The following is an 11,089-nucleotide window of genomic DNA, read 5'->3' on the forward strand; positions in this document are numbered from 1 at the left end:
GGTGCTCTCGCGGTCGGCGGGCGGCACCCGTCGGCCACCTCACGGATCGGCCGCCGCCTCCCGGTACAGCCGGGCCGCCTGCGTGCCCAGGACCACGCTGAACGAGATGTCCGCGGTCGCCCCGCCCTGTTCGTGCCCGCCGAGGACGCCCACGACCCGGCCGTCCCCGTTCACCCATGGGCTGCCGCTGGTGCCGCCCGTGAAGTCGGGGCAGGCGATGCGCTGTTGGGTGGCGCTGTGCGCGGTCGGCCGGTTGGTGCAGCGGATCGGGACCTCGCGGGACGCGGGATACCCGGTGACGGTCACCGCGGTGGCGCCGGTCGCCGTACCCGGCGCGAGCCGGTTCCCGCCGACGGCGTCCTCGACCTCCTCACCGCCGCGCGGGGCGACGGCGGCGAACGCCACGTCGCTGTCCTCGTCCTGCCCCTTCGCCCATCCGTCGGGCAGGAAGACCCGCACGACCTTCCAGACGCCGTGGGGCGCCCTGCCGTCCCGGTATCCCGGCACGAAGACCAGAGCGCCGCCCCCGCTCAGGCAGTGGGCGGCCGTGACGAGGAGATCGCGGTGCGGGGCGTGCACGACGGAGGCCGTGCAGAAGTGGGACCCGGCGAGGTGAGCGGCGTCGGCCGCCTCGAACAGCGCCCCGACCCGCGCGGAGTCCGTCGTCGCCGCGGCCACGGCGGTCATCCCGAGCGGTCCGCTGCCGCCGTCGGCGGCCGCCTCGGAGGCGGAGGTGACGGCCAGCAGCACGACCGCACCGAGCAGGGCGTTTCGCTTCACCCGCCGCACTGTGTCCCACGAAGGTGAGAGAACCGTCAGACGCGCCGTCCCACCCGCCGTATAGGTTCGTGCCCGGACGCCGGGAAACCCCACCAGCCGAGGAAGCTCTCCATGCCTGACATCCCCCCCGACCTCACCTGGACCCGCGCCGCCCCGCCGGAGGCGACCGGTGCCGGGCCCTGGATCGAGATCGCCTTCGGCGCGGGGGACGACGGCGAGGCCCCGGTCTACCTGCGCGAGACCAGCGACCCGGAGAACGTCGTCACGACCAACCGCCGCAAGTGGGACGCCTTCGTCCTGGGCGTCCGGGCAGGGGAGTTCGACCACTTCGTGGAGGGCGTCGAACCGGACTGACCCGCTCCTGTGACTCCTCTGTGTCCCAGGTCAAGCCCCGCCCATCCGTCCGCCACGTCCCAGCCATCCACCAGCAATCCCCCAACCCCCTTCAGTAAGGCGGAAGTCAGAATTCCGCCACCTCCCTTGTTGTCGCGTACTCAACAAGCGCACAGTCGTCGGCGGGCCGCCGCCCGCCGCCGGGGACCACGTACCGGTGGCACGCATCACCCCCCACCCGCACCGCCCCTGTCACCCACCTTCAGGAGCTGTCCGTTGCGTACCACTCCCTCCCCCAACCCCTCTGCCATATCCGGCAGATGGCGCCGAATCGGCGCCTCGGTCCTCGGCACGACCGCCCTCGTCCTCGCCGGACTCGGCACCGCGGCCCACGCGAGCGCGGCCCCCACCGCCGCCGCCAACTCGAAGGTCACCTGGGCAGCCACCCCCTGCGCCACCCCCAAGCACAAGGGCGAACTCGCCTGCAACTCCTTCCGCGTCACCGGCGGCACCACCGCCTTCCAGAAGGAACGCGCCGCCGAGACCGGCAAGACCGCCAAGGTCACCCCCAAGGCCGCCGCGGCCACCCCCACCGGCTACGGCCCGTCCGACCTCCAGGACGCCTACGGCCTGACCGACGCCGCCGCCGACAACGGCTCCGGCGAGACCATCGCGATCGTCGACGCCTACGACGACCCGAACGCGGCCGCCGACCTCGCCAAGTACCGCTCGTACTACGGCCTCTCCGCCTGCACCGTGGCCAACGGCTGCTTCAAGAAGGTCAGCCAGACCGGCTCCACCACCTCGCTGCCCTCCGCCGACAGCGGCTGGGCCGAGGAGGAGTCCCTCGACCTCGACATGGCCAGCGCGGTCTGCCCGAACTGCAACATCCTGCTGGTCGAGGCGACCTCCGCCACCATGGCCAACCTCGGCAAGGCCGTGAACGAGGCCGTCGCCCTCGGCGCGAAGTACGTCTCCAACAGCTACGGCGGCTCCGAGTCCTCCTCGGACACGAGCTACGACTCCTCCTACTTCAAGCACGCAGGCGTCGCCATCACCGTCAGCGCCGGCGACGAGGGCTACGGCGCCGAGTACCCGGCCGCCTCGAAGTACGTGACATCGGTCGGCGGCACCGCCCTCTCCACGTCCTCCACCACCCGCGGCTGGACCGAGAAGGTCTGGAACACCAGCTCCACCGAGGGCACCGGCTCCGGCTGCTCCTCCTACGACGCCAAGCCGACCTGGCAGACCGACACCGGCTGCTCCAAGCGCACCATCTCCGACGTGTCGGCCGTGGCCGACCCGGCGACCGGCGTCTCCGTCTACGACTCCTACGGCGTCACCGCGGGCTGGTACACCTTCGGCGGCACCAGCGCCTCCGCGCCCATCATCGCCGCGGTCTACGCCCTCGCCGGCACCCCCGGCAGCAGCGACTACCCGGCGTCGTACCCCTACGCCTACCTCGGCACCTCCGCGCTGAACGACGTCACCAGCGGCAGCAACGGCACCTGCTCCTCCAGTGCCAGCTACCTGTGCACCGCCAAGTCGGGCTACGACGGCCCCACCGGCGTCGGCACCCCGGAGGGCATCGAGGCCTTCACCGGCTGACACTTCCTCACCACCCCCAAAAGGCAGCCACAGTGGACCGTGGGGGCCACACGTGGCAAGGGCGAACGGGCCGCGGCATCCAGCCGCGGCCCGTTCGCCCTGTCGCCATGCCCGCCATGAGAACATCGGAGAGCGGGAAGGAACATGAAGACGGACGCACCCGACCAGCCGTCAAAAACGGCAAGCCGCCGTGAAGTGGGTCAACGACGGAACCACACCCGGGTTCCGCTGCGGCCTCATTGCCCGGCGTAACCTGCCGTGATACACAGAGTGACCATACAAGCTATCGTACGAATCACGCCGTCAATGACGCCAAGTCGACATACGAAGGTCTCATCGTCGGCGACAATGAGGCCTGGCCTCTGCACACGGCAGAGATCACGCGGAACTATCCACCAGGGGCGGTGACTTACATGCTGTTTGCGGCCGACAAGGGCGACATCAACACCATCATCGGCGGGATCGCTCCGGACTGGGGCCCCTTCGGCAGCCTCGGCAACGAGGCGAAGGTGATGATCGAGGTCGTGATGGCGGTCGCCATCCTGCTCTGCCTCGGCATCGCCGTCTGGGGAGCGGCCAAACAGCGCATCGGCGCCACGGCCCTCAGGGACACCTTCAGTGCGGAACAGGGCAAGGGCCTCATCATCGCCGGCCTGACGGGCGTCTTCATCATCGGCTCCCTGGGCACACTGTTCACGATCGTGTACGGCATGGCCGTCTAGCCGTCCGTCCCCGTCCTGTCCCTCCCGTCCCAGTCCTGTCCGGGCACGCCCGGCGGAGCCCCTCCTCCCCCACCCACCCGTCGTGCCCACCGGCTGAGGTTGCGTTTCCCTGATGTCGAGTCACCACACCGCGCCCGCGCGGGAACCAGCACGGCTACCGTCGTACTACTACGCGGTCCGGTACGGCAGCGAGGGGGCGTTCGCGGCATGACTCCCGGCGACGAGCACGACTACGGCGAGGGCACGGGTACCCGCGTCCGCCTGCCCGACACCGACCTCTACGGCGGCGCCCGCCGCCCCGCCCGCTCCTCCCGCAGCCTCGTCACGGTGGTCGGCGTGGTCGTCCTCCTCATCGCGGCGATCGCCTTCGCGAATCGCGGAGGAGACGACTCCCCTTCCTCCACGGCAACAGGCGACACCAACAAGCCGGAGACGTCGACCACGGCGGCATCGGGCACACAGCCGGTCAAGTCGAAGACAGCGGGGATCCCGACGGGCTACGCGCACGACGCGCAAGGCGCCCAGAGCGCGGCGGCCAACTACGCCGTCGCACTCAGCTCGACCGGCATGTTCCAGAAGGACAGCAGACACACCCTCGTCGACACCGTCTACACCACCGGCGCGGCGGCCAAGCTCCAGACCGCCATGGACCAGGCCTACTCGGCGGACTTCCTCGCCAAGATGGGCCTCGACGCGAACGGCGACGCCCCCAAGGGCGACACCTTCGTCTCCCGCGCGGTCCCCGTCGGCACGACCGTCCAGTCGTACGCCGCCACCACCGCCAAGGTGGCCGTCTGGTACCTCGGCCTCATCGGCATGTCAGGCCCGGACTCGACCGACCCCGTCACCTCTTCCTGGAAGACCTGGACCTTCGACCTGCAATGGGCCGACGGCGACTGGAAGATCGCCACCGACACCCAGAAGGACGGCCCCGCCCCGGTCCCCGGCGACGACCAGGCCGCCACCTCCGACGAGATCAGCAAGGCCATCGAGGAGTTCGGAGGGTTCACGTATGCCCGGTAACCCGCGCCGCCTGCTCAGGCTCGCCGGAGTCGTGACGGCCGTCCAGACCAGTGCCGTCCTGCTGGCCACCCGTGCCTTCGCGGCCCCCACCCCGGACCCCTCGCCCTCGGGCTCGGCGAGCCCCAGTCCGAGCCCCACCAGCTCCCTCGACTGCAGCCTCATCACCGGCGAGGCCAAGAAGTACTGCGAGAAGGGCAACACCTCCTCCGGCACCACCACCAACCCCGGCGTCTCCGACACCCTCGACCCCCTCTCCTCCCTCGCCAAAGGCTGTGCCGAAGCCGCCTCCTGGACCGTCGACAAGCTCAGCGAGGCCGTGAAGGACACCGCGAACGTCGACTTCACCAACAGCAAGTTCCTCCAGCAGTACGCCGTCGTCTTCGCCGCCTCTACCGTCCTCACCCTGGTCCTGTGGCTGCTGGCCGTCGCCAAGCGAGCTGTCCGAGGCGTGCCGATCACCACCGCCATCGGCGAAGCCGTCGGCTTCCTCTGGCTCACCGTCCTCGCCTCCGCCTTCACCCCGCTGATCCTCTACACCGTCGTCTCCGCCACCGACGGCATCACCGAGGTCCTCGCGAAGACGACAGGCGACCAGACCGACACCTTCTTCGGCACCTTCTCCGGCGCCCTCGGAAAGGGCGAGAACATCGGCGGCGGCCCGATCATGCTGATCGTCGTCTCCCTCGTCTCCATCCTCGCCGCCGGCGTCCTCTGGCTGGAACTCGTCATCCGCGCCGCCCTTCTCTACGTCGGCGCCCTCCTCGGCACCGTCGTCTACGCCGGCATGGTCGACAAGAACCTGTGGGGCCACGTCCGCCGCTGGGCCGGCATCATGATCGCCGTCATTCTGGTCAAACCGGTCATCGTGATCGTCCTCGGTCTGGCCGGTGCCCTCTCCTCCGACGACGGCCCCGACTCCTTCTCCGCCGTCGTCTCCGGTCTCGCCATCATCCTGCTCGCCATCTTCGCCAGCGCGATGATCTACCGCTTCGTCCCCGGCTTCGGCGACGAGATCGCGAACTCCCGCAGCAACCGCATCATGCAGGGCGCCGAAGGCAAGGCCGCCGCCGTCATCAGCTCCCCCGCGACCCTCGTCGCCCAGGGCATCAAGACCCACAGCACCCGCGCCGACAACAACGGCGGCGGAGGCAGCCAAGGGGCCTCCGGCCCCCGCCCGAGCAACCCGGCCTCCGGCGGCGTCGCCGCGCACAGTTCGCGCACCTCGAACGGAGGCGGCGGATCTGTCCCCTCCGCCGCACCCGCACCCCGCTCAAGCCCGGTGAATACCCCGCACGCAGGCAACACCCGCAACAACAGCACGGGAGGTGAAGGGCGTTGACGACGGATTCCCACGTGGCCCATGTGTCCCACGCGGTCTCGCCCCGCCGCACATACCTGATCGGCCGCGCCCGGCCGAACGCGATCGTCGGCCGCAACCGCGAGACCGGCGAGATCGCGCTCATCGTCCTCGGCGCGTTCCTCGGCATGATGTGCGGACTCCTCGTCCCCGTCCTCTCCCTGCGGATCGTGCTGCTCACCGGCTTCCCGATGATCGCGCTGGCCGCGGTCTACGTGCCGTACAGGCACCGCACGTTCTACAAGTGGTTCGAGATCAACCGAAGCTACAAGCGCACCCTCCGCCAGGGCACCGCCTACCGTTCCGGTGCGATGGAGGCCGGCACCCGGCTCGACGGCAAGGAGACCGAGGTCGGCCCGCCCCCGGGCATCGGCCGCATCAGCTGGCTCGCCGCCCCCTTCGGCCCCGACGAGATCGCCGTACTCCTGCACGCGGACCGCCGTACCGTCACCGCCGCCATCGAGATCGAGGGCCCCGGCGTCGGCCTGCGCGACAGCGAGGACCAGGAAGCCCTCGTCGACCGCTTCGGCACCCTCCTCAAGCACGTGGCCAACGGCGACGGCTTCGTCACCCGCCTGCAGATGCTCGCCCGCACCCTCCCCGCCGACCCCGACGCCCACGCCAAGGACGTCGCCCAGCGCGGGGACGAGAAGGCACCCGGCTGGCTGTCACAGTCCTACGACCAGCTCCAGTCCATGGTGTCCACCAGCAGCGAGCAGCACCGCGCCTATCTCGTCGCCTGCATGCACTACACCCGCGAGCTCGCCGCCGAGGCCCACGCCATGGCCCGCGCCGCCCGCCCCCAGTCCGGCCGCAAACTGGACCGGGACGCCGGCCTCGCCGTCGTCATGGCCCGCGAGCTCACCGACATCTGTTCCCGCCTCCAGGAGGCGGACATCCGCGTCCGCCAGCCCCTCGGGCAGGGCCGCCTCGCGTCCCTCGTCCACTCCATGTACGACCCCGACCACCCCATCGACCACATCCAGGCGATGACCCGGCGCAACGCCTGGCCGGCCGAACTGGACGCCATGGAGCCGACGTTCCTGCAGGCCAAGACCCGCGAGTCGTCGACCCGCGCCCCCTGGTGCCACGCCACCGCCTGGGTGAAGGAATGGCCGATGACGCCCGTCGGCGTCAACTTCCTGGCCCCTCTCCTGGTCCACACCCCGGACGTCATCCGCACCGTCGCCGTCACCATGGACCTCGAACCCACCGAGGTCGCCATCGAACGCATGCTCACCGAGAAGACGAACGACGACGCGGAAGCCAGCCGCGCCGCCAAGATGAACCGCACCGTCGACCCCCGCGACGTCGCCGCCCACTCCCGTCTGGACCAGCGGGGCGAGGACCTGGCCTCCGGCGCCGCCGGCGTCAACCTCGTCGGCTACATCACCGTCTCCTCCCGAAATCCCGAGGCCCTCGCCCGCGACAAGCGGACGATAAGGGCGTCGGCGGGAAAGTCGTACCTGAAGCTGGAGTGGTGCGACCGCGAGCACCACCGCGCGTTCGTGAACACGCTCCCGTTCGCCACCGGCATCCGAAGGTAGGGGCATCACATGCGGGACCCGCTGACCGTCCTCACCGACTCCTTCGCGTCCTTCCTCTTCGGGAAGGTGGAGACGACCCGCCTCCCGGTCCGCACCTCCACCGGCCAGGCGCAGGCGGTCTACCTCCCCACGGCCGCCCCCGGCCTCGGTGACTCCGGCGTCATCATCGGCCGCGAGGTCTACTCCGGGAAGGGCTACATCTACGACCCCTTCCAGCTGTACGGCCAACAGCTCCCGGCCCCGCACTGGCTGGTCCTCGGCGAGTCCGGCAACGGAAAGTCGGCGCTCGAGAAGACCTACGTCCTGCGCCAGCTGCGCTTCCGCGACCGCCAGGTCGTCGTCCTGGACGCCCAGGGCGAGGACGGCGTGGGCGAATGGAACCTCATCGCGCAGGCCCTGGGAATAACCCCCATCCGCCTGGACCCGACGGCCGCTCTGAACCACGGCATCCGCCTCAACCCGCTGGACCCGTCGATCACCACGACGGGCCAGCTGGCCCTGCTGCGCACCATCATCGAAGTCGCGATGGGCCATGGCCTCGACGAACGCTCCGGCTTCGCCCTCAAGGTCGCCCACGCCTACGTCAACGAGACGATCGTCGAACGCCAGCCGGTCCTGATGGACATCGTCGAACAACTCCGCCACCCCGAACCCGAGTCGGCGGAGGCGATGAACGTCGCCATAGACGACGTACGGGCCTGGGGCCTGGACGTCGCCCTCGTCCTCGACCGCCTGGTCGACGGCGACCTGCGCGGCATGTTCGACGGCCCTACGACGGTCGGCATCGACCTCGACGCCCCTCTCATCGTCTTCGACCTCTCCCACATCGACCGCAACTCCATCGCCATGCCCATCCTGATGGCGATCGTCGGCGTCTGGCTGGAACACACCTGGATCCGCCCCGACCGCAAGAAGCGGATCTTCCTGGTCGAGGAAGCCTGGCACATCATCAACAGCCCCTTCGTGGCCCAGCTGTTCCAGCGCCTGCTGAAGTTCGGCCGCCGCCTGGGTCTGTCCTTCGTGGCGGTGGTCCACCACCTCTCCGACGTCGTCGACGGCGCGGCGGCGAAGGAAGCGGCCGCCATCCTCAAGATGGCGTCCACCCGGACGATCTACGCCCAGAAAGCCGACGAGGCGAGGGCGACGGGCCGCGTACTCGGCCTGCCCCGCTGGGCCGTGGAGATCATCCCCACCCTCACCCCCGGCATCGCGGTCTGGGACGTCAACGGCAACGTCCAGGTCGTCAAACACCTGGTCACCGAGACGGAACGCCCCCTGGTCTTCACCGACCGCGCCATGACGGAGTCGTCCGCCGACCGGCTCGCCGCGGACGACGCGCTGCACGCCGCCGAAGTCGAACAGGAACGCCGGGCCGCGGCCTTCATGGAACAGCACCTGGCCGACCTGGACGGCTCGTCCGAGTCGACGGTGGCATAGGCAGCACAGGGGAGTGCCATGGGGAGAGCCATGAGACCGGCCGACGAGCGCCACGACGGCCGGGGAGGCCACGGGAGCCAGGGGGGCGGCCCCGGAGGCATCCCTGACGGTCTGCTGGTCGGCATACTCGCGTTCCTGCTCGGCATGACACTCCTCGTCTGGACCGCCACGGGCCTCGCCGCCCTCTTCGCCCACGGCGCCTGGCCCTCCGGCGTCACCTTCACCCGCACCCCCCTGGCCATGCGCCACCTCATCGCACAGCCCCACGACATCCCGGGCGCCTGGCCGGACGCGAAGCCGACGGCCCTGTCGGGCTACGGCCTCTTCTGGGGCCTCTTCATCGGCCAGCTGATGATCCTGTTCGTCCTCACGGTCTTCGTGATGGGCACGGTGGCGAGATGGAGAGCGGTACGGGCCCGAAGAAGAGCCGGCTTGCCACCGCACCACGAGGTCCCCACACCGAGAACGGAACCGGTGCCGCTCCCGGAACCGACGCCCGAACCAGAGCCACTCCCTTCGACCCCGCTCCCTTCGACCCCGCTCCCTTCAACTCCTCTCCCATCGGCTCCGCTCCCGCCGACGCCTTCCGCGTCCACGCCTCCGTCGCCGGGGGAGCCGGGGGAGCCGGCAGGCGGGTGGGAAACGAACCGCGCGGAAGGCCCGGTGCTCTACGCCCCGGCAGAAGCGCGCAAAGCCAGCGCGACCCGGGCCGTACGCGACGCCGAGGGCGCCGCCCTCATCCTCACCTCCGACCCCGCCCTCTGGCAGGACACCAAGGACGCCAGGGCCAAACTGGGCCCGGTCCACCTCTACGACCCCACCCATCGCTGCGACACCCCGGCCCGCCTCCACTGGTCCCCGACAGCGGGCTGCGAGGACAAGACCACGGCAGCGGCCAGAGCAACCGCCCTCCTCGCCCCCGTTCGCCCCACGGCCCGCCTGGACCAGGCAGTCGCGGAAACAGCCGAAACCCTCCTCCGCTGCTACCTCCACGCCGCGGCCGTCGACGGCCGCACCATCCGCCACGTCCACCGCTGGTCCCAGGGCACCGGCATCCAGGAAGCGGTCCGCACCCTCCGTACGAACCCGAAGGCCGCGCCCGGCTCCGCCGGCGAACTGGAAGCCGCCCTCACCGCCCACCCCGAACGCCGCGACATCGCCCAGGAACTGACGACCCGCGCCCTCTCCGCCCTCTCCACGGTCAACATCCGCGAGGCATGTACTCCAAACCGAACTGATGCCCTCGCCTTGGATTCCTTCGTGGACGAGGGGGGAACGCTTTATGTGGTCGGCGAATCCATCGAGGACCCGAGGACGAATCCCGGCGCGATGCCCCTCCTCACGGCCCTCGTCTCCAGCGTGGTCGAGCGCGGCCGGCGCATGGCCGAACGGTCATCCTCCGGTCGCCTCGACCCACCACTGACCCTGGTCCTGGACGACATCGCGGCGGTCGCCCCCGTCCCCCAGCTCCCGGACCTCCTGGCCACCGGAGCGGACCGGGGCCTCCCCACTCTCGCTCTCCTCCGCTCCCGCGAACAGGCCAGAGCACGCTGGCCCCACCACGAACTACCGGTCTGACAGCTCCCTCAGCGCGAGCACGAACTCCATCTCGTTCTCGCCCGATTCGTCCAGCGACACGGTCACCCCACTCGGCACGAACCCGGCCTTCCGGTACGCCCCCTGCGCCCGAAGATTCCTTTCGTGCACCAGCAGCCGCACCCGCTCGAGCCCCCTCGACCCGGCCCACTCCACTGCGGCCTCGAACAACTCCCGGGTCACGCCACCCCCACGCCACTCGGGCCGCACATAAACACCCACCACATGCCCCTGCCGCCGCTCGACGGGCGACCCGGCCCAGTCGATGCTCCCCGCCTCCTCCACGAGCACGGTGACCGACCCCACCCACTCCCCGCCGGCGGTCTCGGCCACGAACTGCCGTACCCCGCCCGTGTCTTCGCCCGCCCCCGAGGCCCGCTCCTGCCAGAAGGAGTCCGGCCGCCCCGCGGCATCCTCGTGCGTCTCCAGAAACGCGATCGGCGCGGCGGGATCCTTGAGCGCCTCAAGCCGCAACGCCCGCACCGCGTCCCACTCGTCAGCCCGTATACCCCGCACCACGATGTCGTTCATGCGGATCACCGTAGTACCCCGGTACTGCGTCCCTCACCTCATATAACTCCCGATGGAGCCCTGAACGCAGAAAACCCCCGGGCCGAAGGGCCCGGGGGTTTTCTGGAATAATTGTTCGGCGGTGTCCTACTCTCCCACAGGGTCCCCCCTGCAGT

The 11,089-nt window shown here is 70.2% G+C and carries 10 protein-coding genes; 8 read left to right on the forward strand and 2 right to left on the reverse strand.

Features of this window, described 5'->3' with window-relative positions; translation table 11 throughout:
- Positions 1-39: 39 nt before the first annotated feature.
- Positions 40-780 (reverse strand): trypsin-like serine peptidase, encoded by a 741-nt coding sequence (locus tag ABT057_RS35770; RefSeq protein WP_352348042.1) that lies wholly within the window; start codon positions 778-780, stop codon positions 40-42.
- A gap of 111 nt (positions 781-891) precedes the next feature.
- Here ABT057_RS35770 and ABT057_RS35775 point away from each other — a divergent pair, with 111 nt between their 5' ends.
- From ABT057_RS35775 to ABT057_RS35810, 8 genes are all read left to right on the forward strand, one after another.
- Positions 892-1,134 carry a DUF397 domain-containing protein gene (locus tag ABT057_RS35775; protein ID WP_352348043.1) on the forward strand — a complete coding sequence of 81 codons (243 nt, stop codon included), beginning with the start codon at positions 892-894 and terminating at the stop codon, positions 1,132-1,134.
- A gap of 255 nt (positions 1,135-1,389) precedes the next feature.
- Positions 1,390-2,721 (forward strand): S53 family peptidase, encoded by a 1,332-nt coding sequence (locus tag ABT057_RS35780; RefSeq protein ID WP_352348044.1) that lies wholly within the window; start codon positions 1,390-1,392, stop codon positions 2,719-2,721.
- 413 nt (positions 2,722-3,134) lie between these two features.
- Entirely contained in the window at positions 3,135-3,443 is a 309-nt protein-coding gene (locus ABT057_RS35785; protein ID WP_014673544.1) for a DUF8827 family protein, read from the forward strand.
- Between the two features lie 207 nt (positions 3,444-3,650).
- Positions 3,651-4,466 (forward strand): DUF8175 domain-containg protein, encoded by an 816-nt coding sequence (locus ABT057_RS35790; RefSeq protein WP_352348045.1) that lies wholly within the window; start codon positions 3,651-3,653, stop codon positions 4,464-4,466.
- Positions 4,456-5,805, forward strand: a complete 1,350-nt coding sequence (locus ABT057_RS35795; protein ID WP_352348046.1) for a hypothetical protein — start codon at positions 4,456-4,458, stop codon at positions 5,803-5,805. The genes ABT057_RS35790 and ABT057_RS35795 overlap by 11 nt, the downstream gene beginning before the upstream one ends.
- 23 nt (positions 5,806-5,828) lie before the next feature.
- On the forward strand, positions 5,829-7,370 hold the full coding sequence (locus ABT057_RS35800) for an SCO6880 family protein (RefSeq protein WP_502974021.1): 1,542 nt from the start codon (positions 5,829-5,831) through the stop codon (positions 7,368-7,370).
- Positions 7,371-7,379: 9 nt separating this feature from the next.
- Positions 7,380-8,807: an ATP-binding protein gene (locus ABT057_RS35805; RefSeq protein WP_352348048.1), complete on the forward strand. Its 1,428-nt coding sequence runs from the start codon at positions 7,380-7,382 to the stop codon at positions 8,805-8,807.
- A gap of 30 nt (positions 8,808-8,837) precedes the next feature.
- Positions 8,838-10,385 (forward strand): type IV secretory system conjugative DNA transfer family protein, encoded by a 1,548-nt coding sequence (locus ABT057_RS35810; protein WP_352348049.1) that lies wholly within the window; start codon positions 8,838-8,840, stop codon positions 10,383-10,385.
- Here ABT057_RS35810 and ABT057_RS35815 read toward each other — a convergent pair.
- Positions 10,374-10,934 (reverse strand): GNAT family N-acetyltransferase, encoded by a 561-nt coding sequence (locus tag ABT057_RS35815; RefSeq protein WP_352348050.1) that lies wholly within the window; start codon positions 10,932-10,934, stop codon positions 10,374-10,376. The genes ABT057_RS35810 and ABT057_RS35815 overlap by 12 nt on opposite strands.
- Positions 10,935-11,089 lie beyond the last annotated feature (155 nt).

This window comes from Streptomyces sp. NPDC002588 (assembly GCF_040295925.1).
In the GTDB taxonomy this organism is placed as follows: domain Bacteria; phylum Actinomycetota; class Actinomycetes; order Streptomycetales; family Streptomycetaceae; genus Streptomyces.